This is a genomic window from Allobosea sp. GW822-FHT03F07, from assembly GCF_058801345.1.
In genome coordinates this window covers 1,583,560-1,608,519 of record NZ_JBXAND010000001.1, presented here as the reverse complement: position 1 = coordinate 1,608,519, position 24,960 = coordinate 1,583,560, and the positions used below count along the sequence as shown (strand labels likewise).

Annotated in this window: 26 protein-coding genes; 13 read left to right on the top strand and 13 right to left on the bottom strand. The window is 65.0% G+C overall.

Annotation, left to right across the window (positions count from 1 at the left end):
• Positions 1-91: 91 nt before the first annotated feature.
• From rpe to AC1RMY_RS07675, 3 genes are all read right to left on the bottom strand, one after another.
• Positions 92-775: a ribulose-phosphate 3-epimerase gene (rpe, locus tag AC1RMY_RS07685; protein WP_492863356.1), complete on the bottom strand. Its 684-nt coding sequence runs from the start codon at positions 773-775 to the stop codon at positions 92-94.
• Positions 776-870: 95 nt separating this feature from the next.
• A complete protein-coding gene (locus AC1RMY_RS07680) occupies positions 871-1,554 on the bottom strand; it encodes a glutathione S-transferase family protein (protein ID WP_492863355.1) in 684 nt (227 codons plus the stop codon).
• Between the two features lie 47 nt (positions 1,555-1,601).
• Complete coding sequence (locus AC1RMY_RS07675; protein ID WP_492863354.1) at positions 1,602-2,582, bottom strand: hypothetical protein; 981 nt, start codon at positions 2,580-2,582, stop codon at positions 1,602-1,604.
• 260 nt (positions 2,583-2,842) lie between these two features.
• Here AC1RMY_RS07675 and AC1RMY_RS07670 point away from each other — a divergent pair, with 260 nt between their 5' ends.
• The 3 genes from AC1RMY_RS07670 (at position 2,843) to AC1RMY_RS07660 (ending at position 6,433) form a co-directional block, all read left to right on the top strand.
• Entirely contained in the window at positions 2,843-4,093 is a 1,251-nt protein-coding gene (locus AC1RMY_RS07670; protein WP_492863353.1) for an NAD(P)/FAD-dependent oxidoreductase, read from the top strand.
• A gap of 203 nt (positions 4,094-4,296) precedes the next feature.
• Positions 4,297-5,436: a dipeptidase gene (locus tag AC1RMY_RS07665; RefSeq protein ID WP_492863352.1), complete on the top strand. Its 1,140-nt coding sequence runs from the start codon at positions 4,297-4,299 to the stop codon at positions 5,434-5,436.
• A 187-nt stretch (positions 5,437-5,623) separates the two neighbouring features.
• Positions 5,624-6,433 carry an RNA methyltransferase gene (locus tag AC1RMY_RS07660; RefSeq protein WP_492863351.1) on the top strand — a complete coding sequence of 270 codons (810 nt, stop codon included), beginning with the start codon at positions 5,624-5,626 and terminating at the stop codon, positions 6,431-6,433.
• 111 nt (positions 6,434-6,544) lie between these two features.
• On the opposite strand, the gene AC1RMY_RS07655 is transcribed toward AC1RMY_RS07660, so the two are convergent.
• Entirely contained in the window at positions 6,545-6,949 is a 405-nt protein-coding gene (locus AC1RMY_RS07655; RefSeq protein WP_492863350.1) for a hypothetical protein, read from the bottom strand.
• Positions 6,950-7,442: 493 nt separating this feature from the next.
• Between AC1RMY_RS07655 and AC1RMY_RS07650 the strand changes: the two genes are divergently transcribed.
• Complete coding sequence (locus AC1RMY_RS07650; protein WP_492863349.1) at positions 7,443-7,943, top strand: hypothetical protein; 501 nt, start codon at positions 7,443-7,445, stop codon at positions 7,941-7,943.
• Positions 7,944-8,000: 57 nt separating this feature from the next.
• Here the strand turns inward: AC1RMY_RS07650 and AC1RMY_RS07645 are convergent, their stop codons facing one another.
• On the bottom strand, positions 8,001-9,107 hold the full coding sequence (locus AC1RMY_RS07645; RefSeq protein ID WP_492863348.1) for a hypothetical protein: 1,107 nt from the start codon (positions 9,105-9,107) through the stop codon (positions 8,001-8,003).
• 842 nt (positions 9,108-9,949) lie between these two features.
• Entirely contained in the window at positions 9,950-12,244 is a 2,295-nt protein-coding gene (locus tag AC1RMY_RS07640; RefSeq protein ID WP_492863347.1) for a TonB-dependent hemoglobin/transferrin/lactoferrin family receptor, read from the bottom strand.
• Positions 12,245-12,589: 345 nt separating this feature from the next.
• Here AC1RMY_RS07640 and AC1RMY_RS07635 point away from each other — a divergent pair, with 345 nt between their 5' ends.
• From AC1RMY_RS07635 to AC1RMY_RS07620, 4 genes are all read left to right on the top strand, one after another.
• On the top strand, positions 12,590-13,924 hold the full coding sequence (locus AC1RMY_RS07635; protein ID WP_492863346.1) for a flavin monoamine oxidase family protein: 1,335 nt from the start codon (positions 12,590-12,592) through the stop codon (positions 13,922-13,924).
• Positions 13,925-14,028: 104 nt separating this feature from the next.
• Positions 14,029-14,898: a glutamate racemase gene (gene murI, locus AC1RMY_RS07630; protein WP_492863345.1), complete on the top strand. Its 870-nt coding sequence runs from the start codon at positions 14,029-14,031 to the stop codon at positions 14,896-14,898.
• A 337-nt stretch (positions 14,899-15,235) separates the two neighbouring features.
• Positions 15,236-15,853, top strand: a complete 618-nt coding sequence (rpsD, locus tag AC1RMY_RS07625) for a 30S ribosomal protein S4 (protein WP_492863344.1) — start codon at positions 15,236-15,238, stop codon at positions 15,851-15,853.
• A gap of 293 nt (positions 15,854-16,146) precedes the next feature.
• A complete protein-coding gene (locus tag AC1RMY_RS07620; RefSeq protein WP_492863343.1) occupies positions 16,147-16,833 on the top strand; it encodes a hypothetical protein in 687 nt (228 codons plus the stop codon).
• A 56-nt stretch (positions 16,834-16,889) separates the two neighbouring features.
• Here AC1RMY_RS07620 and AC1RMY_RS07615 read toward each other — a convergent pair whose 3' ends face one another.
• From AC1RMY_RS07615 to AC1RMY_RS07605, 3 genes are all read right to left on the bottom strand, one after another.
• Positions 16,890-17,357, bottom strand: coding sequence for a GNAT family N-acetyltransferase (locus AC1RMY_RS07615; RefSeq protein ID WP_492863342.1), 468 nt, complete (start codon positions 17,355-17,357; stop codon positions 16,890-16,892).
• A gap of 80 nt (positions 17,358-17,437) precedes the next feature.
• Positions 17,438-18,022: a hypothetical protein gene (locus AC1RMY_RS07610; RefSeq protein ID WP_492863341.1), complete on the bottom strand. Its 585-nt coding sequence runs from the start codon at positions 18,020-18,022 to the stop codon at positions 17,438-17,440.
• Between the two features lie 88 nt (positions 18,023-18,110).
• On the bottom strand, positions 18,111-18,263 hold the full coding sequence (locus tag AC1RMY_RS07605; protein ID WP_181301107.1) for a hypothetical protein: 153 nt from the start codon (positions 18,261-18,263) through the stop codon (positions 18,111-18,113).
• 220 nt (positions 18,264-18,483) lie between these two features.
• Here AC1RMY_RS07605 and AC1RMY_RS07600 point away from each other — a divergent pair, with 220 nt between their 5' ends.
• Positions 18,484-18,726, top strand: a complete 243-nt coding sequence (locus AC1RMY_RS07600) for a hypothetical protein (RefSeq protein WP_492863340.1) — start codon at positions 18,484-18,486, stop codon at positions 18,724-18,726.
• Positions 18,727-18,792: 66 nt separating this feature from the next.
• On the opposite strand, the gene AC1RMY_RS07595 is transcribed toward AC1RMY_RS07600, so the two are convergent.
• Positions 18,793-19,428 (bottom strand): hypothetical protein, encoded by a 636-nt coding sequence (locus tag AC1RMY_RS07595; protein WP_492863339.1) that lies wholly within the window; start codon positions 19,426-19,428, stop codon positions 18,793-18,795.
• A 183-nt stretch (positions 19,429-19,611) separates the two neighbouring features.
• On the opposite strand from AC1RMY_RS07595, the gene AC1RMY_RS07590 reads away from it, so the two are divergent.
• Genes AC1RMY_RS07590 through AC1RMY_RS07580 form a run of 3 tightly spaced genes read left to right on the top strand, consistent with a single transcriptional unit; the run spans position 19,612 to position 21,825 of the window.
• Positions 19,612-20,610 (top strand): P1 family peptidase, encoded by a 999-nt coding sequence (locus AC1RMY_RS07590; protein ID WP_492863338.1) that lies wholly within the window; start codon positions 19,612-19,614, stop codon positions 20,608-20,610.
• Between the two features lie 32 nt (positions 20,611-20,642).
• Entirely contained in the window at positions 20,643-21,431 is a 789-nt protein-coding gene (locus AC1RMY_RS07585) for an ATP12 family chaperone protein (RefSeq protein WP_492863337.1), read from the top strand.
• Between the two features lie 16 nt (positions 21,432-21,447).
• Positions 21,448-21,825 (top strand): DUF1801 domain-containing protein, encoded by a 378-nt coding sequence (locus AC1RMY_RS07580; RefSeq protein ID WP_492863336.1) that lies wholly within the window; start codon positions 21,448-21,450, stop codon positions 21,823-21,825.
• Here the strand turns inward: AC1RMY_RS07580 and AC1RMY_RS07575 are convergent, their stop codons facing one another.
• From AC1RMY_RS07575 to AC1RMY_RS07565, 3 genes are read right to left on the bottom strand one after another with little or no spacing between them, the layout of a single operon-like run.
• Positions 21,826-22,434, bottom strand: coding sequence for an ATP-dependent Clp protease proteolytic subunit (locus AC1RMY_RS07575; protein ID WP_492863335.1), 609 nt, complete (start codon positions 22,432-22,434; stop codon positions 21,826-21,828).
• Between the two features lie 53 nt (positions 22,435-22,487).
• Positions 22,488-22,832: an SRPBCC family protein gene (locus AC1RMY_RS07570; RefSeq protein WP_492863334.1), complete on the bottom strand. Its 345-nt coding sequence runs from the start codon at positions 22,830-22,832 to the stop codon at positions 22,488-22,490.
• Positions 22,829-23,143, bottom strand: coding sequence for an ArsR/SmtB family transcription factor (locus AC1RMY_RS07565; RefSeq protein ID WP_492863333.1), 315 nt, complete (start codon positions 23,141-23,143; stop codon positions 22,829-22,831). The genes AC1RMY_RS07570 and AC1RMY_RS07565 overlap by 4 nt, the downstream gene beginning before the upstream one ends.
• Before the next feature lie 188 nt (positions 23,144-23,331).
• On the opposite strand from AC1RMY_RS07565, the gene AC1RMY_RS07560 reads away from it, so the two are divergent.
• Positions 23,332-24,861 carry an acyl-CoA carboxylase subunit beta gene (locus AC1RMY_RS07560; RefSeq protein WP_492863332.1) on the top strand — a complete coding sequence of 510 codons (1,530 nt, stop codon included), beginning with the start codon at positions 23,332-23,334 and terminating at the stop codon, positions 24,859-24,861.
• Positions 24,862-24,960 lie beyond the last annotated feature (99 nt).

Here is a 24,960-nt window from a genome sequence, read left to right as displayed (position 1 = left end):
AGGAGCGCGTCTCGAAGGATGCTCCAGTGCACTCTGGATCATCCTTCGAGACGCCGCTTCGCGGCTCCTCAGGATGAGGGCTGATTAAACCTCAAACCCAATCACCGCGCGCAGCTTCGGCCGCCTTGCGGATCGCGGAAATATTGCCGGCATAGGCCGAAGGCCCGCCCTTGAACACGGCCGAGCCCGCAACGAAGACGTCCGCTCCGGCCTTGGCAGCCAACGGCGCCGTCTCGGGCGTCGCGCCGCCGTCGATCTCGAGCGCAATCGGTCGCTCGCCGATCAGCGCCCTCACCTGCGCGATCTTCGGCACGACCGAATGGATGAAGCTCTGCCCGCCGAAGCCCGGATTGACCGTCATCAGCAGGATCAAGTCGAGATCATCCAGCATCGGCTCGACCAGGCTCGCCGGCGTGCCGGGGTTGAGCACGATGCCGGCTTTCTTGCCCTGCGCCCGGATCGCCTGCATCGTCCGGTGCGGGTGCGGGCCTGCCTCGACATGGAACGAGATCAGGTCGGCGCCGGCCTTGGCGAAGGCCTCGATATACGGGTCGACCGGCGCGATCATCAGATGCACGTCGAAGAACTTCTTCGTATGCGGCCTGATCGCCTTCAGCACATCGGGCCCGAAGGTGATGTTAGGCACGAAATGCCCGTCCATCACGTCGCAATGGATCCAGTCGGCGCCAGCCTCGTCGATGGCGCGAACCTCCTCGCCGAGCTTCGAGAAGTCGGCCGAGAGGATGGACGGGGCGATGCGGATGGGAGCGCTCATGCGAGGCGGTTTAAAGCATCGCGCGGCAAAATGGGAACGCGTTTTCCGCAGAAATGCGATGCGGCGAACAAAAAATGCGCCGGCCGGTCCGCCTGTCAGGCCGAACGCGCCTTGACCGGAAAGGACAGCCGCCGGTCGGCCTCGGCCATCTCGGCTGCCGCCGTCGCAAAGGCCGGGCGCTGGTTCAGCCGGTCATACCAGCGCGCCAGCCCCTCGAAGCCTTCAAGCGAAGGCCCGCCGAGCCGCAGCGCATACAGGACAGACATGAACAGCGCGATATCGGCGGCAGAGAGCAGGCCGCCGAAAAAGTCGCGCCCGGCCAGCTTCTCCTCCAGCACCGCATAGTGATCGGTGAGCTGGCTTTCGCCGATCAGCGCGTCGGCCTCCTGGGCGGCACGCCTCATCAGGTCCGAAGCCGGCGGTTCCGTGCGATGCATCAGCAGCTTCAGGCTCGCGAACATGATCTCGTCGGCATAGAGCTCGTCGAGCCGGCAGCGCGCCCGGTCGACCGGGCTTGCCGGGTAGAGCGCCGGCTCCGGATAGGCGTCTTCGAGATATTCGAGGATGACAGTGGAATCGTAGAGCACTAGCCCGCAATCGCTCAGGATGGGCACCTGCTTCTTCGGGTTGAGCGCGACGACCTCCGGGTGCCTGGGATCATAGCCCGTCGTCTGGTTGAACGGGACCGTGATCCGTTCGAAGGCCAGCCCCTTCTCCCGCAGGGCGATCTCGACCTTGCGCGAGAACAGGCTCAGCGGCCCGGAATGAAGGGTGATCATGACTGAAGGCTCCGATGACGACGGAGCCAGCTTCGCAACTTTCCCCGTCAGGCACCGTCAGCAGCGGCCTCCTCGCGCCGGATGCGCCCCGCAATCCGGCTCAGCAACCAGGGCATCAGGTAGATCGGGAACTGCGCCAGCGCGAAGAACAGGAAGGTCGAGGGCGGCACCCCGGCCCCGAGCGCGGCGACGATCATGCCCATATTGCGCTGCCCGGCGCCGTAGCCGACCATGAAGCGCTCGGACCGGCGCAGGAAACGCAGGACGAGATAGCTCACCCCCAGCCCGATCACCGATACGCCGAAGGCGGAGGCGAGGAAGCCGGCGACACGTACCGGGTTGTCGAGCGCAGCCCGGGTGACGCCGTCCATCGCCGCGATCGCGAAGATGAAATACATCAGCACGCCGAAGCCATCGAGATTGGCCTTCATCGCCTTGATGCGCGCCCTGCCCAGCCAGAAGCGCAACACGGCAGCGCAGGCCATGCCGCCCCCGACGAAGAGCAGCAGCCGCAGGCTCAGGACCCAGCGGTCGAGCGGCACGGCCGCCCCGGCCAGAAGCTCGACCAGCATCGGCGCGACCAGCGGGCTCGCGACCGTGGTGATGATGACGCCGGCGATGATCAGCGACGGCTCGAAGCCGTAGAGGATCGCGACGGCGGGCGAGGACATGATCGGCGGCGCCGCAGCAAGGATCGCGAGACCGAGCAGCAGGCCGGGGTCGAGCGCGTCGCGCCCCGCGATCAGGAAGGCGCCGCCGATCAGCGCGACGGGGGCAGCCACCATCCACAGGCAGGTCAGAATCAACTTGCCCGGGCGACGCAGCAGGCCGGCGATGATGCCGATATCGGCCCGCATGAAGACGATGGTGGTGAAGCAGAAGATCGTCACCGGCAGAACCGGGCGCGCGGCGGCCGAGAACTGCGGCAGCGCCAGGCCGAGAAAGATCGAGAGCGCGAATCCCTGGGTCCCGTAGCGCCCGAGCCAGGCAAGGCCGGCGGCCAGAGAAGCGGCGATGCGCGTGAGCATGGAAGGCACGACTCGTCCCGAAAGGAGGCCGACACTGGCCGATTGCCATGCTGGCGTCACCCGCCATCGCCGCAGCCCCACCCTGCGTCGGCAGGAAATTGCGTCGAAACCATGCTTTGCCGGCTTCCGCGATAGATGACGGCCGCCATGGCGCAAATCTTGCGAAACTTTGGGCCCAACGGCGCAAAAACACGTCGCGGCGCTGACAAGGCAGCGCAAACGGCTATTTTTGCTGATGTGGGGACTGGCAGGAGCAGGTCATGGCGACGGATACGATCGTTCTGGGTGCGGGCATCGTCGGCATTTCGGTGGCGCTGCATCTGCAGAAAGCCGGCCGCTCCGTCCTGCTCGTCGACCGGCGCGCTCCGGGCGAGGAGACGAGCTATGGCAATGCCGGGCTGATCCAGCGCGAGGGCGTCTACCCCTACGGCTTCCCGCATGATTTCGGGGCGCTTCTCCGCTATGCGCGCAACAACACGATCGACGCCTATTACCACTGGAGCGCGATCCCGAAGCTCGCGCCCTTCCTGTGGTCCTACTGGATGCATTCGCGCGCCTCGCAGCACGAAGCCATCGCCCATAAATACGCGACCCTGATCGAGCATTGCGTCACCGAGCACGACGCATTGGCGCAGGAAGCGGGCGCCACGGACCTCCTCCGCCGCAAGGGCTGGATGAAGGTCTTCCGCACGGCCGCCCAGCAGGACGAGCGCCTGGCCGAGGCGGCGAAATGGAACCGCGAATTCGGCCTCAACTATCGCGCCCTCGACATCGCCACCCTGAAGGCCGAGGAGCCGCATATCGACCATGGCAGCCTGGTCGGCGGCCTGCACTGGACCGACCCGGTCACCGTCATCAATCCGCTCGGCCTGTCACAGGCCTATGTCGCGCTGTTCGAAAAGCTCGGCGGCAAGCTGGCGATCGGCGATGCGGGTACGCTCGCGCAGAACGGAGCGGAATGGAGCGTCACGCTCGCCGACGGCACCAAGGCGCAGGCGAAGGACGTCGTGATCGCGCTCGGCCCCTGGGCCGACGTGCTCACCGGCAAGCTCGGCTACAGCCTGCCGCTCGCGGTCAAGCGCGGCTACCACATGCACTACAAGGCCAAGGGCAATGCGGTGCTCAACCATCCGGTCCTAGACACCGAGCGCGGCTATTTCCTCGCGCCGATGCAGCAGGGCATCCGCCTGACGACCGGCGCGGAATTCGCCGACCGCGACGCGCCCAAGACCCCGGTCCAGCTCGCACGGGCCGAGCCGATCGCCCGCACGCTCTTTCCGCTCGGCGAACGGGTGGACCCCGAGCCCTGGCTCGGCCGGCGCCCCTGCACGCCCGACATGATGCCGATCATCGGCCCGGCGCCGAAGCATAAGGGGCTCTGGTTCTCCTTCGGCCACGCCCATCACGGGCTGACGCTCGCCGCCGTCACCGGCCGCATGGTCGCCGAGATGGTGACCGGCCAGAAGGCCTTCGTCGACCCGACGCCCTTCTCGCCGGCGCGGTTCGGCTGACGCAGGCCGCGCAGGCGGGGAAACATCGTCATGCTCGCCCTTGTGGCGAGCATCCACGTCTTGAACACCGCCATCGACCAGGGAAGACATGGGTGGTCGGGACAAGCCCGACCATGACGAGGGGGCGCCCTGCGCTTCTGGCCCTCGCCGCTTCGCGCGCTCCCTGACAAAGTGGTCTTCCCGATTCCGAGCAGAGATACGCCATGGCCCTCGCCAAGCCCCCCGTCCAGGACAACGCCTATGCGGCGGCCCTCGCCCTTCTCGATCGCGCCCCGCTGATCGACGGCCATAACGACCTGCCCTACGTCATCCGCCTGAACCGCGAGGCGAAGGGCGATGTCGGCGCCTACCGTCTCGACAAGGTCCATGCCGAGGGCGACACGGACATCCCGCGCATGCAGGCCGGCAAGCTCGCCGGCCAGTTCTTCGCGGCCTATGTCCCGCCGAAGCAGAAGGGCCCGGCCGGTTTCGCCTTGGCCCAGATCGCGCTGATGCGCGACATCCTGAAGCGCCACGCCGACGCCTTCCGCCCGGGGCTCTCCGCCGACGACGTCGTCGCGGCGCAGGCGGAAGGGCGCATTGCGCTGTTCATGACGATCGAGAACGGCACCGCCCTCGACAACCAGCTCGACGCGCTCGACGCCTATTACGATCTCGGCATCCGCCTGATGACGCTCTGCCACAACGATACCACCGACTGGTGTGATTCCGCGACGGATGCGCCAAGGCATGACGGGCTGACCGCCTTCGGCAAGGACGTGATCCGCCGGATGAACCGGCTCGGCATGGTCGTCGATCTCGCCCATGTCTCGCCGAAGGTGATGCACGACACGCTCGATGTGACGCGCGCGCCGGTCGTCTGGTCGCACTCCAACGCGTTTTCGCTCTGCGACCACCCGCGCAACGTCCCCGACGACGTGCTCGACCGGATCAAAGGCAATGGCGGCGTCGTCATGGCGACCTTCGTGCCCGATTTCATCAGCCAGGCTTCGCGCGACTGGCACAGGCCCGCCAAGGACCAATACGGCAAGACGCCTGAAGGGCTCGACCACGAGAAGGCCGAGGCCGAAATCGCGGCGAAGTCCGGCCCCAGGCCCAGGGCAACGCTGCCGCAATATTGCGACCATCTCGACTATCTCGCGCAGCGCATCGGCCATGACCATGTCGGCATCGGCTCGGACTTCTTCGGCTGGATCAATCCCGACGGCCTGGAGGACACCTCGGTCTTCCCGGCCCTGATCGCCGAGCTGATCCGCCGCGGCTGGTCGGAGGATAATCTCGAAAAACTCGCCGGCGGCAACACGCTGCGTGTCATGCGGGCGGTCGAGAAGGCAGCCGGCTGAAGCCGGCCGCTATCGTCACGCTCGCCCTTGTGGCGAGCATCCACGTCTTGAACGCGACATTGGACCAGTGAAGACGTGGATGGTCGGGACAAGCCCGACCATGACGGCCAAGGCTTGACCCGGCGCTCACTTGGGGCGATTCCCACGGCCGCCCCTGCGCTCCGCCCGGGAATGACGAGACACCATCATGCCCGGATCCGGCACCGACCGCACCCGCCCGCCCGTCGAGGCCCCTGCCCCCGTCATCATCCTGGTCGAGCCGCAGATGGCCGAGAACATCGGCATGTGCGCCCGCGCCATGGCGAATTTCGGCCTTTCCGAAATGCGCCTCGTCGCGCCGCGCGATGGCTGGCCGACCGGCGGCGGTTTGAAGAAAGGTGCGACCTCGGCAGCCTCGGGAGCGACCCATATCCTCGAGAACGCCCGGCTCTTTCCGAGTGCGGCGGAGGCCATCGCCGATCTGAACTACGTCCTGGCCACCACAGCCCGCGAGCGCGGCCAGATGAAGCGCGTTCTCACACCGGCCGAGGCGATGCCCCCGATCGCCCATAGAATCGGCTCGGGCGAGCGCGTCGGCATCCTGTTCGGGCGCGAGCGCATCGGGCTGACCAATGAGGAGATTTCCTTCGCCGACGCGATCCTGACCTTCCCCGTCAACCCTGCCTTCGCCTCCCTCAACCTCGCCCAGGCCGTCCTGCTCGCCGGCTATGAATGGTTCAAGGCGACCGGGGGCGAGCCGCCCTTCCGCGAAAACAACCTCTCCCCGCCGGCCACCCGCGCCACGGTGCTGTCGATGTTCGACTATGTCGAGAGCGAACTCGACCTTTGCGGCTTCTTCCCGCCCGGCAAGAAGCAGATCATGACCGCCAATCTGCGCGACATCCTGCACCGTCTGGAGATGACCGAGCAGGAGGCCCGCACGCTCCGAGGCGTCTTCAAGTCGTTGACGGAAGGACCAAGGCGGTTGCGCGCGCCGAAGCCAGAGGATGGCGCGTAAGCGAATCGGCGCGAATTCGAGGAGAGGGTCCGGTCACGACCCGTTGCTGACATCAGACATTTTCGCTGGTAGCGGCGGTTGCGGTGTTCATAAGCGATCAGTGGCCACTCTTCACACCCGGGCTTCATACTTTGCGACGGCATATTTCCAGATGCGACTGATCAGAAAAACAAAGGTGCACGCCATTCCAACGAGGCAGTACATCGAGGTCAATAGGTAGCCCTCCTTGATTTGAGGGCCAGACAAAATGTTATTGTGGTAGAAATATGCGTTGAATGAGAACCAAAGGCTCGGAAGAGCCAAGATCAATATCGTGATGTTATACCCAATAGATCTAACAAAGATGCCCGTGTAGCCCGCTGCTAAAAAAATGACTGCGTTTGTAAGAATGAAATAGACTTGATCGAGCTTGAAAGCGCTCAACCCAAGCGTGGAGATAGTCAACACAGCGAATGAGCTGAAAAGATGCACGCATGTGCGAAGAATCGAATAGAGCGATTTCGGAAGCTCGGCCATGCGCGTGTCTTACATGCTCGCCGAGCCCTATGCCACTAGCCAGCTAGTGGTTATCGGTCGGTCTCTGATGAATGCCGATGTCAGCTTTCGACCCATTGCAGACCAAATTGACGCACGTTAAGAGCCGTGCCTTGCAACGGATGAGGGCCGGCAGAAGTGGGGCATTCTGCAGGCGCGTGCGAGCTATTGGCCGAGATTGGGCCAACTCACCTCTTGGGCGTCTGGCTTTCGCTGGGCTTGGTTTTTTTGATTGCTTTCAGCCGGAAGATTGACCCACTAAAGATCGTAGCAGCTACCGTCTTCTCCAGCCCGATACTGATTATCGGAACATGGACACTGTCGCTTTTCGTGTTCGATTGCCCACCGGGATAAGTGGCCGCCATCGACCCGTGGCGCACATGTTTCGAACAGCGCCGCTTGATGCGACGAACCCAATTTGTCGCCAACTGTGATATCGATCGAGCCAGCGAGGCAGCCCTACAGCATTTCTCATATGACGAACCCATCTTATCGCGCGTTTGGCACGTTGTTATGTTCAGTACTGGCCGCGCTATCGCTCTATTGCGCCTCGCGGTTAGATTGGCTCGCTATCCCGCTCGCCCTATTCGCCATTTTCTCGGCAATATCGGTTGGTCGTTACGCCGCTTTTGGCTTGATTATCGTGGCTGCTTTCGTGCTGATCGGATGCTTTTCGAATGCGTTTTATTTCATCGATTTTGCGGCTTCACAGGTGCGCGGGTTAGAAGCCGCCAAGCTCGCCGGCAGTCATTCGATGAAAGGGCGTTATATTTTATACAGCGGCTTCCTCGACGGTTCGCGCCATATTGCGGTGATTGAAGGCGATGCCGCAGACCTCGATGCCTTTCAACGCCAATCGTCGCTCTATCTGACCGATCTAAGCCGAGGAGCCTGCAGGAACACAATCGTCCGGGTCACACGGCGGGCCACGGTCGTCGACTCGTCCTGTCAAGATGGTGCAGAGCGCAAGAATTAAATGTCAGTTCCCGACCCATTGCGGACTTCGGAAGCATCAGCCTTGGTCTGGCCCCGCTTACGAAAACGAGAGAGTGATCGAGTCAGGCTCCGCCGATTTGCCGGGCAAGAATTCGAATTGCAGGTCTTGGAGCTGATTTTTTGACAAGTTGAGGGCACGCACCCGGTATCGGTCTTCGAATAACTCATTGACCAAAAACGTCTCTCCGACAAAAACTCCAGATGAGAAGGCATATCCCTCGACATCAATCTGGCGCTCTACGGCGCCGTCAAAGCCAGCAATTATTTCATTATAGCGATAGGGATTCCCGCGTCTGGTGGTGTTCCGCAATGCGGCTCTGGCGCCGTCGCCTGTTAAAGCCACGCCGACCGTGTATCCAGGGAGCACCAGAGCTGGTTTCAAGTTCGAGGTTTTATTGACGGTCACTTCAGGAAGGGCGAGGTCGAGAACATAGATATTGCTCTCGGGGCACTTGTATCTATCCGATTCTTCGCAGCGAAATGGCTCGAAACCAATTCCGCTTTCCGCGGCGAAGGCAATCTTGTTCCCCCCGACGCTTATCGATGACAGCGTATAGGCTTCATATTCGGTAAGCCGCTTTGGGACTTGTCCCTTTTCTATGGCATAAAGATCAAACCGACGCCTCCTCTCGTTGTCGCCCGCTCGCGGAACGCCCATCGAGAAAATGACAGACCCATTACCAATATCGACTGCAGAGGAAATCGGTGAATCTGTTTTATACAATACATCGCATTGCCAACCAATCACTTTACAACTGATCAGCTCTCTTTCTGTGCTGCCCTTAAGCTGCCGCGCGAACACCAGTCGCTCTCCATTTGTAGAGAAATTCGGCGACCAGTGTGTGTAATTGGTAGGCGCGACGAGACTGGGCTTGCCGGTGCTGCGATCGATCAACAAGATGCCGCTCGTCCCATCTCCGAGAGGCATCGGGAACGCCACGGTGCTCGCAGATGCGCCGAAACCGGCATAGATGGCTCGTTGTCGCTCACGCGTAACGGAATCGGCATTGTCCCCGACAGCCCGAAACGATGCGTAGCACTCTTGCATCCGGCCTTGGCACGAGGAAAACCAACCAAAAATAAAAAGCGCCGTAACGCCGATCAAGATGGCGAAGATGATCGAGACGTATCTGCGCATGGCCATTGGATTCTCTTAAATGAAGAGTTCTATGGCTCCGCGTTAGCACTCCTTTCGCTTAGGTCTGGTTCCGCGGACTCTTAAGATCGCGATTTCCTCCTAAGGGCTCGCTTAACAATCGGCAGCACGGGGTAACGGTGCTGAGCTGTCGAGTCCGAAAAGTGACCACCCGAACGCCGTGCCGAGGCTGCAAAAGGGATAGAATCGATTCTAGAAGATGTCCGCTATCGACCCGTTGCCGACTTGCTCCGCCCGCGACGCGACCGTCCTTCACGCCCCATCAACGAGAAAGGCCGGCCCCGAAGGGCCGGCCCATGAGCCAAGCCTCGAAGCGCGGCCGATCAGGACCGGAACTCCACCGTCGCCTTCGAGGCCTCGTGCATCGGCTTTATGCGGCTCGCGCTTTTCGCGTCAGTAGCGCCCCCTGGCATTTGTGCAGTTCATGAACGCCATATGCGCAGCCGTCCCCAGCTTCGCCGACCTCCAGCGCATGCGACCCGGTCGATGAGGATCAGCTGAGACGCTGCCGCCATTGTTCACCGCGCAGGAGCAGGACCGTTGGTCTTTCGCCGTCCGGCACTGTGGATGGATGCCCTGCGCCGATGCCTCCCCTCCAAAGCCCGTAACACCCAAAGCTGCCAAACCGGCAGCAAGTATCAATGCATGTCTCATGGACCCCCCAGCATAACCGATCGTAACGTTGCACGATCGCCAATCGGCGTCCACGCGACGGAAGGACTAGTCGCGCTCGCTCCGAACGGTGTGCGAACGGGAAACTGATCGCGCGCCCAAAGAAAAGGCCGGCCCCGAAGGGCCGGCCCACAAGCCGGGTCTCGAAACGAGGCTGGTCAGAACTGGTACTTCACCGTCGCCTTCACCGTGCGGCCAGGCTCGGTGTAGTAGTCGCGCGCCTGGGCGAGCGTTCCGGTCGGGACGTTGACGGCATCCCAGTACTTGCGGTCGAAGATGTTGTAGACGCCGACCTGGATTTCGAGGTCCGCGATCTGCGGCATCGGCTTCCACCAGGCGGTGGCGTTGAAGAGCGCGTAGCCCGGCGCCTTGAAGCCGGCATTCGTGCCCGTCGTCGCGGCGACGTCGTTGCGCGCGGCCGCCAGCTTGGTCGACACCTCGGCGCCCCAGTTTTCCGTGCCATAGGCAATCGCGACGATACCCTGGATCGGCGGGATCGAGTTCAGATAGGTGTCGTCGACCTTGTTCTTGCCCTGGGTCCAGGCGAACGAACCGCGGACCAGCCAGTTCGGCGCGAAGGCGTACTGGCCATTGGCCTCGATGCCCTGAATCTCGGCCCGCGCGATGTTGCGGAAGCTGGTGATGCCACCCTGGCAGTATTGCCCGCCGACGCAGGGGGCCTGGACCTGATAGGTATCGATGAAATTGCGGTAGTTGGTGTGGAAATAGGTCACCGAACCGCCGAACGCCTTGTCGCCGAAGCGGAAGCCGACATCGATGCCGTTGCCGATCTCGGGCCGCAGGTCGGGATTGCCGATGCGCAGATAGGTCGTCGCAGAGCCGAACCGGCCATAGAGTTCATTGGCCGTCGGCGGGCGGAACGTCTTGGCCCATTGCGCAAAGACCGTCACGTTCTTGAACAGGCCGGCGCTCTTGACGATGTCGTATTCGAGCCGGACGCGCGGCGACCAGGCGGAATCGCTTGATGACGGCGGCAGGCTGGTCGGACGCGAGAAATTGGCGAAATATTCCGGCGTATACTTCGGCTTCTCCTCATACCAGTCGTAGCGCACGCCCGGCGTCACGCGCAGGCGGTTGTCGAGCATGCCGATCTCGTCCTGCACGAAGAAACCGGCGAGCTGCCCGTCGACCTTCGGCTGCTCGGCCTGGTTGCTCGGGATGTTGTTGCAGGTCGTGAAGGCGCCGGTGAAGCTGCCCGTTGCCGGCCGGGTCGGACAATTGTCGTAGCCCTTGGAATACTGCTCCAGCGACGTCATGCGCAGTTCGGTTCCGGCCATGAGCCGGTGCGAGAACATGCCGGTGTTGAAGTTCTTGATGACGTGGCCGTTGAAGCCATAGGCGTTCTCTTCGTTCTCGTTGTCGCGACCATAGGGACCGACGATGCTAGTGAAGCGATAAGCCGTCGTCAGGTCGTTGCGCTTCAGGCGCTGCCAATAGGCCTGGGCATGGGCCTCGTCGAAGAACGAGCCCGGCAGCTTGTAGTCATAGCTCAGCGAGACGCGGTCACGCTCGATGTCCTCGCCGGTCGTATAGGATCCGGGACGGAAATTGCCGGTCAGCGAGACCGAGTTGTCGCGGTTCTGGATCCGCGCGGAGCGCTTGAAGGTTTCCGCGGTCAGCCCGAAGCGATGTGCCTGGTCGTTCGAGTACTGATGGATCTTGGCCAGGAAGTTGTACTGGTCGAAATCGGTCGGGTTGGGCTCGGTGCGGGCCGCGCCGACTGTCTTCACGTTGCCTCGGTTGTCGGTCTCGTGCCCGGTGCGGAAACCGCCCTGGACCAGGGCCCAGGTGTTGTTCCAGCGCCCGGCGACGGCGGCGCTGCCGAAGATGGCACGGTCGGTGCTGTCGAAGCCGGTCTTGGCCAGCGCACCGTAGCTGCGGCCATTGCGGATCAGGTCCTCGGGGTCGAGCGTGCGCACGGCGAGCGCGCCGCCGAGCGCGCCGCTGCCAAGTGTCGCGCCGCCGCTCGGCCCGCGAAGCAGGTCGAGCGTCGAGAGGGAGTCGAAATCAAAGGCCAGCGGTATCCCGCGGCCGTTGGTGCGCGCATCGGTGAGGAAAGGCTGGCGGATGCCGTCGATCGTCGTCAGGATTCGCGCCCCATCTAGGCCGCGGATATTGAGCGAGTTGGTCTGCCGGTTGAGGGTGATGCCCGCTTCGATGCGGTTGGAGAGCTCCGCCAGGCTCTGCACCTGCGCCCGGTCGAGCTGCTCGCGCGTCGTCCGCGTCGTGGTCGGCCCCTCGACGAGCGCGCTGCCGGCCCCGCTCTCACCCTGGACCGTGATCTGGTCGAGCGTGACGGGCGCTTCCGAGGATTGTACCACGGGAGCCTGCTGCGTGCGGCTCTGCTGCGCCAGCGCGGGCGACGCCAGCAGTACCATCATCAAAGTCCCGAGCGCGACGCCCTCGCCCAGCCTGCCGGAATGAATCCCCATCGCCCTGACCCGTCCTTATCGGCGCGGATGGCTTGCGCCACCACGTCTCAGAAGTTTAAAATGAATATAAACAAGGCCTTATACGATTTGATAAGGCTCTATTCGGTTATTGACCGACTCGACGACTGTCAATTGCCCGACAATCGAAGAAATCATTGCGGTGCACAAACAACACAATAGTAGAATTTCTCTAATCAAGAGTATTGTGTCGCATTGCTCTAATCGGAGATCGCCCGCCCAGCCGCGCCGCGGCCCCGGCCTCCCGATCTCGTGATCGCGCCCGGCCGCTTGCCCGACACCTTCCTGTTGCAACACCGGGATACGAGCCCAACATGGGCGGGCAGAATGGAACGCTCCGAACCGATGCTCGACCGCCGGACCATCTTGACGGGATCAGCTGCGATGGCGGCCTCGCTGGCACTGCCGACAGGTCACGGCCACGCGGCCGAGACCGACGTTATCGTCATCGGCGCCGGCGCGGCAGGGCTCGCAGCCGCCCATCAACTCAAGGCCGCTGGTCGCAAGGCGATCGTGCTGGAAGCCCGAAACCGCATCGGCGGCCGCGCCTTCACCGACGCATCGCTCGGCCCGTCCTATGATGCCGGAGCCATGTTCATCCACTGGGCCGAGCGCAACCCCTGGGTCCAGATCGCACGCGAACTCGGTATCGAAACGCAGGGCGAATCCTGGGGCGGCGGCTTCCAGGTTTTCTCCGGCGGCAAGCCCATGCCTGACGCCGACCGGCAGAAGCGGCGCGGCGCCTTCGGCCAGATCGACCGCCGGCTCGAAACGGTCGACCTCACCCGGCGCGATCTTTCGGTCAGGGATCTGCTCGGCGATCTCGGCCCGGACATGTCGCAGATCGCATCGTCCGGCTTGCTGCTCTCCATTGGCGAGGAATCCGATCGGATTTCCGCGCGCGACTATCAGCGACTCTGGGCCGGCGACGACCTGATCGTGCCGTCGGGCTACGGCAACCTCGTCGCCCGTCACGGCGCCGACCTCGACATCCGCCTGAACCAGCCCGTCAGCGAGATCCGCTGGGACGGGCCGGATGTCGCGGTCACGACGCCATCCGGCACGCTGCGCGCCAATGCCGTCATCGTCACGGTGCCCGTCGGTGTGCTCAAGGCCGGCGCGATCCGCTTCACCCCGGCCTTGCCGGCCCGAACCCGCAACGCGCTCGACGGCATCGGCATGGGCGCGCTGACCAAGATCGCGCTGAAGGTCGAGGGCGAGCGCTTCGGCATCACGCCCGGCACGAGCTTTCTCGAGGCCGGCTCGCCCAGCCGCCTGATGAATGTCGACATGTTCCCGGATGGCAAGGACCTCGTCATCGCCTATTGCGGCGGCGACCATGCCCGCGAACTCTCGGCCGCGGGCCCCGAGGCCGCCCGTGCCCACGTCACCGAACTGCTGGCGCAGATGATCGGCGCCGACATTCGCAAGGCCGTGACCGGGATCTCCTTCCCCGCCTGGTGGACCGACCCGTTCTCGCGCGGCTCCTATTCCGTCTGCCTGCCCGGGCGCGAGGCCGCGCGCGAACAGCTCGCCGAGCCGATCGGCGGGCGCATCTTCATCGCCGGCGAAGCCACGGCCGGGGGCGGCGCGATGACGGTCGGCGGCGCGACACTGGCCGGCCGGGCCGCAGCCGCGGCGGTGGCGCGGATCAAGGCCTGAACGAATCGATCAAATACGATGCATCGCGCTAAGCGGATCTTGACGATCTCTTAACTCCTCTCTGGCGCAATTGCCGCCTTCGTCAGTTGGCAGGCTCAAGGCGCATGCAGGTCGATCTTCTGGCCGGAACGGCGTATCGGGCGACGATGCTGCCGCGACACACGCCCACCATCCTCGTCTTCGATTCCGGGCTCGGCGGCCTCACCGTGCTGTCGCGGACGATGCAGGCCCATCCCGGCGCCCATGTCGTTTATGCCGCAGACGATGCCGGCTTTCCCTATGGCGGGCTGCGCGAGGACGAACTCGTCACGCGCGTGATGTCGGTGATGGAGCGGCTGGTCGCGCGCTTCCATCCCGATCTGGTGGTCATCGCCTGCAACACCGCCTCGACGCTGGTGCTGCCGGCCTTGCGGGCCCGTTTCGCCCTGCCCTTCGTGGGCACGGTGCCTGCGATCAAACCCGCTGCCGCCTTGACGAAATCGCGCCTGATCTCGGTGCTGGCGACGCCCGGCACGGTGGCGCGCGACTACACCCGCGGCCTGATCGAGCACTATGCCGGCGATTGCGAGGTCACGCTGGTCGGCTCGACGCAACTCGCCGGCCTCGCCGAGGCGGCGCTCAAGGGCGAGCCGGTCGATGACGACGCCATCGCCGCCGAGATCGCACCCTGCTTCGTCGCCCGCGGCAACGCCCGCACCGATGTCGTCACCCTCTCCTGCACGCATTATCCGCTTCTGCTGGAGAGGATGCGGCGCCTCGCGGCCTGGCCGGTCGAATGGATCGATCCGGCGCCGGCCATCGCCCGGCGCGTCGTGCAGTTGCTTGGCCCCGATGTCTCCGCCGGCCGGACCGGAGCCAACGACGCCGTTGCGGTCTTCACGTCCGGCGCCGGCATCACCGGGCCCCTGCGCATCGCGCTCGCCGGATATGGGCTGGCCGAGGTCGCTATCGAGCCGATGCCGCTGGCGAATTGATCGCGAGCGGCGGGGAAAGGCTTCCCCGTCATGCTCGCCCTTGTGGCGAGCATCCACGCCTTGAACACCGCACTCGACGAAGGAAGACGTGGATGGTCGGGACAAGCCCGACCATGACGGTTTCGGTACGGGCCGCCCCCGGAACGACGCTTTCGGTTTGACAAACGCCGCCACAAGTGGTTCTAAGCCGGCGTCGCGCGGGCCCAAAAGGCCCGCGTGGCTTTTTCCGCACCCGTGATCCGCTTCTCTTCGGAGGCCGGATCTGTCGCCCCGGCCATTTCTATCGGGGAGCAGGAGGGCGCGGTCCTCAACTCGCGAACCACAGAGGACACGCGATATGTCGAAGCGCCATGAGGCGAAGTACAAGATTGACCGCCGCCTCGGTCAGAACATCTGGGGCCGTCCGAAGTCCCCGGTCAACCGCCGCGAATACGGCCCCGGCCAGCACGGCCAGCGCCGCAAGGGCAAGCCGTCCGACTTCGGCACGCAGTTGCGCGCCAAGCAGAAGCTCAAGGGCTACTACGGCTCGATCTCCGAGAAGCAGTTCCGCCGCTACTACGCCGAGGCGATCCGCCTCAAGGGCGACTCGGGCGAGAACCTGATCGGCCTGCTCGAGCGCCGCCTCGACGCCGTGATCTACCGCGCCAAGTTCGTCCCGACGGTCTTCGCCGCCCGTCAGTTCGTCAACCACGGCCACATCACGGTCAACGGCAAGCGCGTCAACATCGCTTCCTACCAGGTCAAGCCGGGCGACGTGATCGCGGTCAAGGAGAGCTCCCGCCAGCTCGCCATCGTCCTCGAATCGGCCCAGCTCGCCGAGCGTGACGTTCCCGACTATCTCGACACCGACCACAACAAGTCGACCGCCACCTTCACCCGCACGCCGACCCTGACGGACGTGCCCTACGCGGTGCAGATGGAACCGAACCTGGTCATCGAGTTCTACTCGCGCTGATCGGGCGGAGCGGGTCGCAGGACCCGTTTACCGGCATTATTTCGGGGGATGGCGAGAGATCGCCATCCCCCGTTTTTTTGGGCCACGCTTTTCGCGAGCGGAGCTTCGCCCGGCTGTTGAGCCCGCGCCTCAGCCCGCCTAGGCTTGCAAGCGTGACCACCATCCCTCCCGCCTGGACGCATCTGCAGCCTGAGTCCCTCAAGGCGCTCCTGGAGCCGCCCGGCCGGGTGCCGCAGGCGCTTCGCCTCACGCCCCAATACGTTCCTGTCGAGGCCGCCCTTCAGGCCCCCATGGTGATCGCCGCGCGGCTCCTGCTGGAGCTTGCCGTTGAGAAGGGCGGACTCGTGCTCACCCCCGCCGGAGCCCTGAAGCGTGTCGATGTCCGCCACGTCTTCGATCGGACGGAATGGCCGGGCTACGACAAGGCCGACATCCTCGCCGTGAACAAGGTGATCAACGAAGACGACGCCTACGGGGTCCTCTTCACGCGGATCGCGCTGCAGGCTGCAGGGCTCCTGCGAAAACGTCTGGGGGTTCTGAAGGCGAGCAAGGCCGGCAAGGCGCTGCTGGCTCCGGAAGCCGCTCCTGCCCTGCTGGCCGAACTCTTCGAGGCGGTGTTCTGGAGCGTGAATCTTCAGGATTTCGACAGGAACCCGATCGAGTTCTGGCCGCAGCATCATATGGGTGTGATCCTCTGGAGCCTGTCGGTGACGGCGCATGGCTGGTCGAGCGCGGGCAAGCTGATGGAGGCGAGCACGATCATGGAAACGCTCGAAGAGGTCCCGAGGCCCGACCTCCCCGAATTCGCGATGGTATCTCGCGTCCTGCGGCCCCTCGCCTGGCTGGGCGCTATCGCGAATCGCAAGCAGAAGCGGGCGTCCGGCTGGGGGTTCGATGAGGACTTCCGGAAAACGCCGCTGTTCGACCTGCTGCTTGAGTTTCACGTGGAGATGAAGGGGACGGGAGCCGCCCGGCACTGAAGCTCGCATGTCGCCAGCTCGCATGTCGCCGTTGGGCTGAAACGCGGCCTTTCCGGCTACACTTCACCAGCCCGACCGACCGGCTTGACCATGTAGACCCGCCGCAACCCCTTCTCCTCGACGCGATGTGTTTCCGCGTAGCCGATGCGGGAATAGAGCGCGATGTTCTCTGTCATCGCCTCGTTCGTGTAGAGCTTGATAGAGCGATAGCCCGCCGCGACCGCTGCCTGTTCGGCGTAGTCCAGCAGCATACGGCCGAGGCCCAGCCCCTGGGCCCGCGGCGAGACGGCCACATTGTCCAGCAGCATCGCATCGGCTTGCGGGATCAGGACGAGCAGTCCCTGCACGATGCCATCGTGCTCGATCACGCAGACGCGTCCGTCCGAAATCAGAGCCGCGTAGTCATCCAGCATCGGCCCCGGTTCTCGACCGATGCGGGCGATATAGTGGCTGTATGCATCCAGAACGATCTGCTCGACGACCTCGAGATCGATGGGCGTTGCCGATCGAATGCGCTGACTCATCCCGTCATGCTGCCATAGCCGCCATCGCCAGGGAATGATCTCCGCGTTCTGCGACGTGCCGTTGAACCACCGCCCACACCTCACCATCCGGCGAGCGCGCGCCCAGCCAGCACCATCGCGAACAGGCCCAGCAGAAGCGCCGAAGCGCGCGGGATCAGTCGTCGGCGGCCAACTCCCGTCACGGCCGCCAACCCGCGCCCGCCGAGGAACCATGCGCTGCCGGCAGCCGGAATCAGGACGCACATCGCCGAAAGATGCGCCGCAGCGACCGCCTCCTCGCTGCTCCAACCCGGCGGCATCAGCACGAAGGCGATGATCAGCGTCTTGGGGTTCAGCAGCGTCGTCGCGGCGACATGGCAAGGACGAACCCGATCGACACCGGACAGATCGGGCCGCCAGCGCCACATCGTGCCGGCCACCCAGGAGAGATAGATGGCTGCCCCCGCCTGCATCCAGGGCCGCAAGCCCTCGACCCCCGAGCCGAGCAGCCTGACCAGGACTCCCAGCGTGATGACGGCAACGAGATAGGCGCCGAGTTCCGCTAGCAACAGCCCGGGTGCCGCGCGCAGCCGGCTCGTTCCACCCGCGAGCGCAAGCAGGGTGTTTGTGGGGCCGGGCGTGGCGAGCAGAAGCGCCAACCCGATGAGAAAACCGCCGGAGACCATGCAGCTCTGGCTACACGCTGCCGGCGCCCTCGCCCTTGCGCTGAATCAACCTGCCGTCAGGGCCATCAACGCGATGCCGCCTCGCCGCTCACAGATGCGAGCCGACCTCGTTGCGGAAGTAATGGCAGCCCAGCCCCAGGCAGCCGATCAGGATCGACAGCGCATAGGGTCCAAACAGGCTCAAGAGGAAAACGAGGCCGATGAAGCCGCGCATACCCCAGATCAACCATGTCGCCTTCATGGCCCACCTTTGTTTCCAAATCACTGCCGAACCGTAAACGGAAACAGATGAATCGAAGTTGAACGGTCAGGGTAAATCGCGTTTTCCCTTTGTTCCCAAGGCATTAGGAGGTGAGGCGAAATCAAGGCGGATGCGGCGGAATTGCCGCTTGCGGCCGCTTCCCGCTGGGTTAACCCTTGCATCCCCAACCACGGGAATCACGAGCCGGGAATCGAGAACCATGACGAAGACCCTGATTGCGGCCCTGGCACTGACCTGCCTCTCGAGTTTTGCCCATGCCCAGAGTTGCACGGTCCAGGCGGGCGACAAGAAGCTCGCCGGTGCCGCGAAGACGAGCTTCCTGACCAAGTGCGAGAAGGACGCCGGCGCGGCCTGCGACAAGGCCGCCGCCGAAAAGAAGCTCTCCGGCGCCGCCAAGACCAGCTTCACCAAGAAATGCGTCAGCGACGCGGTCGGCACCTGACGCGCAAAAGCAAAGGGGCGGCTCGCGAGAGCCGCCCTTCTCGGTCGGTGGAAGCCTGTCGCGCGATCAGCCGCGGCGCTCCCAGCGATCACCGCGCTCCTCGCGCCAGCGACGCGGCCCACGGTCGTCGTCGTCGTGGTCATGCCCGCCGCGGCGCTCGTCCATGCGCTCGCGCATCCGCTCCATCATGCCGCGACCCTCGGCCATGACCTCGCGCACGGCGCGGCGCGCCACGGTCTTCTGCTCGTCGCTGAGCGTCACCCAGAGCGGGCGCACGGCATCGGCGAGTTCCTTGGAATGCGCCGCACGCGCGGCCTGACGACCGGACATCATGTCGAGCTTTTCCATGATGTCGGCATGGCGGAAGGTCTCGTGCTGCTCGCGCATGGCGGCCCAGCCGGCGCGGCGCTCCTCGGCCCGCTTCTTGACAAGGTTCTCGACGGTGTCGAACAACGGCACCTGCTCGGGCTTCAGCTTCATGTCGGTGCGCAGCTTGGCGAGGCGTTCGTTGAGACGCTCCTGCATGCGGGCGCCGCGCTGCTCGCGCCATTCGGCACGACGCTGCTCGCGGCTTTCCGAGCGCTCGTGACGCGAAGCGTCACGGTCGCCACCCATGGGCGGAAGCGGCTGCGGCTGGGCGATCGCAAAGGTCGCCGCGAGCGCAGCGACGGAGGACGCTGCGATGAGTGCGATATGTTTCATGCGGAATCTCCCATTGAGGCAATCGGATCGTTGGTCGCTGAGCGGGTCTCGAAGCCGGTTCGCGATGACGCCACACTGCGCACCGAGCGGTGGCCCTACGATGGCGCGATCATGAAAAGATCGTAATGTGAGGCCCGCGCGCCGGCCAGCGCGTTTGTGTTTCCCACTCTTTCGGCTTCCCCGATGCGCAATCTGATCACCGATGTCCGGGGCGTCCTGATCGGGCAGGCCCACGAGGCGCAAGCCGCGACAGGCGTGACGGTCGCCCTCTTCGAGCGCCCGACGATCGCCTCCATCGCCGTTCTCGGCGGCGCCCCCGGCACGCGCGACACCGCCCTGCTCGAGCCGGAGATGACGGTCCAGCATGTCGACGCGATCGTGCTGTCGGGCGGCTCGGCCTGGGGGCTTGCCGCCGCCGATGGCGTGACGGGGTGGCTCGCCAGCCAGGGCCGCGGCTTCCCCGTCGGCTCGTTGCGCATTCCGATCGTGCCGCAGGCGATCCTGTTCGACCTGTTGAATGGAGGCGACAAGCCCTGGGCCAAGGGCGACGCTGAAGCGCCCTATCGCCGGCTGGGCGGCCTCGCCGCAGCGGCAGCCGGCGTCGACTTCCAGTTGGGCACGGCCGGCGCCGGCTTCGGCGCGACCACGGCGAACCTGAAAGGCGGCATCGGCTCGGCCAGCGCCCGTGCCGCAACCGGCCAGACCGTCGGCGCTCTGGTTGCCGTCAATGCGGTCGGCACCGCCACGATCGGCAACGGCCCGCATTTCTGGGCGGCGCCCTATGAACGGGGCAGCGAGTTCGGTGGGCGAGGCTGGCCGGCCACGATCTCCGAGAGGGATATTGCCCTGAACTTCAAGGGCGGCACCGGCCAGAATACCACGATCGCGCTCGTCACGACCGACGCCGTGCTGACCAAGGCGCAGTGCAAGCGCCTGGCGCTGGCCGCCCATGACGGCCTCGCCCGTGCGCTTCGCCCCGCGCATGGCGCACTCGACGGCGATGTCGTCTTCGCCGCCGCGACGGGCCATGCCGGCGCGCCCTCCGACGCCTTTGCCCTGACGGAACTCTGCACCACCGCCGCCGACGTGCTAGCCCGAGCCGTGGCGCGTGGTGTCCATGCAGCGACAGCCCTGCCCTTCCCGGGAGCGAAACCGGCCTGGCGCGATCGCTTCGCAAGCTGACCGCGCGCCCGGGGCATGCTAGAGCCGCGGCCATGTCCACAGACGATTTCCTCGCACGCTTCGGTGCCGCCGGCCAGCGCCAGCCCGATCCCGTCGCCGCCGCGCAATCGGCGATGCGCAATGCCCTGCCCAAGCGCTTCTACGAGGCAGCCGGCGTCAGCGAGCGCGACGGGCTGTTCCATGTCGCTCTCGACGGACGCACGGCCCGGACCCCCGCCCGCAACCCTCTGGCCGTCGCATCGCGACCTGTCGCCGAGGCGCTCGCCGCCGAATGGGAGGCTCAAGCCGAACGAATCGACCCGGCCCGCATGCCGTTGACGCGGCTGGTCAATTCGGCGCTGGACGGCGTCGCTGACCAGCACGAGGCCGTGCGCGCCGAGATCCTGCGCTATGCCGGCAGCGACGCGCTCTGCTACCGCGCCAGCGAACCGCAGGAACTGGTCGCACAGCAGAACGAGGTCTGGGAGCCGATCCGGCACGGCGTCGAGGCCAGGATCGGCGCGCGCTTCCTGCTTGCGGAGGGCATCGTCTTCGCACAGCAGCCGCAACAGACCCTCGACGCGGTCGCCCGCCATGTCGCGGAGATCCCGGCGCCGGTGGCGCTGGCCGGCGCCCACAACGTCATGACGCTGACGGGCTCGACCATCCTGATGCTGGCGCTCGCCTTCGGCCAGCGCGACGCGGATGCTGTCTGGGCTGCCGCCCATCTCGACGAGGACTACCAGATCGGCATCTGGGGCCAGGACGAGGAGGCGGCCGAGCGCCGTGCCATCCGCCGCGCCGACTTCGATGCCGCAGCGCTGCTGCTGAAGCAGGGCTAGGGTCCCGGCGATGGCGATGGGACAGACAGCCGCATCGCCCGACGCCTATGTCGCGGCGCTGGACGGCTGGCAGCGCACCCTCGTCGAGCAGTTGCGTCGCGACGCGCTCTCCGCCGCGCTCGACGAACGCATCAAATGGACGAATCTGATCTATCTCTCGAACGGTCCCGTCTGCCTCATCCGGGCCGAGGCGGAACGCGTGCTTTTCGGCTTCTGGCGCGGCAAGCGGCTGCGGCAGATCGAGCCGCGATTGAAACCGGGCGGGAAATACGAGATGGCGACGCTCGAGCTGCGTCAGGGCGCTGTGGTCGATCGCGCCATCGTGGCGGAGTTGGTGCGCGCTGCGGTCGCGCTCAACCGCGAACTCGGCGATCCGAGCAAGCCGGGCGCCTGACTACGACGCTCCCTCCGGCGGCGCGGTCAGTACGCGGTCGATCAGCCCCCAATCCCGGCCCTCCTCGGCGGTCATGAATCGGTCACGGTCGAGCGTGCGCTCCACCTCCTCCTGGCTGCGTCCGCAATGCTCGGCATAGAGTCTGATCATGCGGCACTTCGTCTTCTGGATCTCCTCGGCATGGATCAGGATGTCCGAGGCCTGTCCCTGGGCGCCGCCGAGCGGCTGGTGGACATGCAGGCTGGCATTGGGCAGCGCCGCGCGCTCGCCCGGCTCGCCGGCCATCAAGAGAAAGGAGCCCATCGAACGAGCCGTTCCCATGCAGAGCGTGTGCACGGGCGAGCGAATGTAGCGCATCGTGTCGTAGATCGCCAAGCCGCTGGTGACGACGCCGCCCGGCGAGTTGATGTAGAAATGGATAGGGCGCTTCGGGTTCTCGGCCTCCAGGAACAGCAATTGCGCGCAGACCAGCGCGGCGCTGGCATCATTGACCTCCCCGTTCAGGAAGATGATCCGCTCGCGCAGCAGGCGCGAATAGATGTCGAAGGAGCGTTCCCCGCTGGTCGATTGTTCGACGACGATAGGGACGAGCTGCATCGTGCCGTGCATCGACGACCTCCTCTGTTCCGTATGCTGATGGCTGGACTTGCGAGCTTGGCCGGTCAGGCGGCGCGCAGCATGAGCGGCTGGTTGCTGTTGACAGGTAGCGGTTGCTGCTCGCCCAGCCTCGCATCCGTCAGCCTATGGATGATCCGCAACTCCGTACCGCCCTCGTTCGGCGCGAGGTGGAAGGTCACGACGCTTTCAAGAAAGGGGGGTTCCTCCTCCCTCAGCCGATAGTGCACCTCCTCCCCCGGCACCGAGGAGAGAGCTTCAACCTCGGCCGGCAGCCATTTCTCGCGGAACACCGGAATGCTGAGCGCCCGCCAGACCTTCTCGGGCGGCGCATCGAGTTGGTAGGCGAAGACCAGTTGCTTCGTCCGATCCTGCGTCTCGCTCTCGCTCATTGGTCCATGTCCCGCAGCAGATCCTTGAGGGCATCAATGCGCGCCGGCCAGTAGGCCCGATACTTCGCCAGCCAGTGCGCGATCAGGGCAAGCCCGTCCGGGTCGACCTCGTAGTTGACGAAGCGCCCCCGCCGCTCCTCGCGCACCAGCCCGGCGGTGCGCAGCACGGCAAGGTGCTGCGACATCGCCGGCTGGCTGATCGCCATGCCCTCACGGAGCGCACTGGCGTTCATGCCACCGGCCGCGAGCTTCTCGAAGATCGCCCGGCGGGTCGGGTCGGCCAACGCCTTGAAGATGTCCTGCTCAACCATCGACAATACATAATCACACACTTATTTGATTCGCAACCCACCCATCGTCTCACCGGATAGGCCGGGCGCCTGCGCGCAACCCGCCTTGCACCAAAGCCGCAACCGCGCCCGATAGACAGCCCGGCCTTCCGCCCTTAAGCCGGATAGCGAGGTTGATTGCGTTATTTGGCTAGGCTCGCGGGGGCTCCATGAAAGACATTCTCGACCAGCTGGAAGACCGGCGCGCTGGCGCGCGGCTCGGCGGCGGCGAGCGCCGCATCGAGGCGCAGCACAAGCGTGGCAAGCTCTCGGCCCGCGAGCGCATCGAACTGCTGCTCGACAAGGACTCCTTCGAAGAGTTCGACATGTTCGTGCAGCATCGCTGCGTCGATTTCGGCATGGACAAGGCCGAGAAGATCCCCGGCGACGGCGTCGTCACGGGCTGGGGCACAGTCAACGGCCGCACCGTCTTCGTCTTCTCCAAGGATTTCACCGTCTTCGGCGGCTCGCTCTCCGAGACGCATGCGCAGAAGATCATCAAGATCCAGGACATGGCGCTGAAGATGCGCGCCCCTATCGTCGGCCTGTTCGACGCCGGCGGCGCCCGCATCCAGGAGGGCGTGGCGGCGCTCGGCGGCTATGGCGAGGTCTTCAAGCGCAATGTCGCGGCCTCCGGGGTCATCCCGCAGATCTCGGTGATCATGGGCCCCTGCGCCGGCGGCGACGTTTATTCCCCGGCGATGACCGACTTCATCTTCATGGTCCGCGACACCAGCTACATGTTCGTCACCGGCCCGGACGTGGTGAAGACGGTGACCAACGAGACCGTCACCTCCGAGGAGCTCGGCGGCGCCAAGGTCCACACCACCAAGTCCTCGGTCGCCGACGGCTCCTTCGAGAACGATGTCGAGGCGCTGCTGCAGGTGCGCCGCCTGCTCGACTTCCTGCCCGCCAACAACACGGTCGGTGTGCCGGAATGGCCGTCCTTCGACGTACCCGACCGCGTCGACATGAGCTTGGACACGCTCGTCCCCGACAATCCGAACAAGCCCTACGACATCAAGGAGCTGATCCTGAAGACGGTCGACGAGGGCGACTTCTTCGAGATCCAGGCGGCCTATGCCGGCAATATCGTCACCGGCTTCGGCCGCATCGAGGGCCGCACCGTCGGCATCGTCGCCAACCAGCCGATGGTCCTGGCCGGCGTGCTCGACTCCGATGCCAGCCGCAAGGCCGCCCGCTTCGTCCGCTATTGCGACGCCTTCGAGATCCCGATCGTCACATTCGTCGACGTTCCCGGCTTCCTGCCGGGGACGGCGCAGGAATATGGCGGCCTGATCAAGCACGGCGCCAAGCTGCTCTTCGCCTATTCGGAATGCACCGTGCCGCTCGTCACCGTCATCACGCGCAAGGCCTTCGGCGGCGCCTATGACGTCATGGCCTCCAAGCATGTCGGCGCCGATGTGAACTACGCCTGGCCCTCCGCGCAGATCGCGGTGATGGGCGCCAAGGGCGCGGTCGAGATCATCTTCCGCGGCGGCGACGCCGAGACCATCGCGCGCCAGACCAAGGAATATGAGGACCGCTTCATGTCGCCCTTCGTCGCGGCCGAGCGCGGCTATGTCGACGAGGTGATCATGCCCCACTCGACCCGCCGCCGGATCGCCCGCGCGCTCGCCATGCTCAGGACCAAGAGCGTCGAGCGGCCCTGGCGGAAACACGACAATATTCCGCTGTAAGGGGCTGCCAGCAGGCAAGACGCCACGCCACCGCGTCATGCTCGGGCTTGCCCCGAGCATCACATGCCGAAGGATGCTCACTTTGTGGCGGGCATCCAT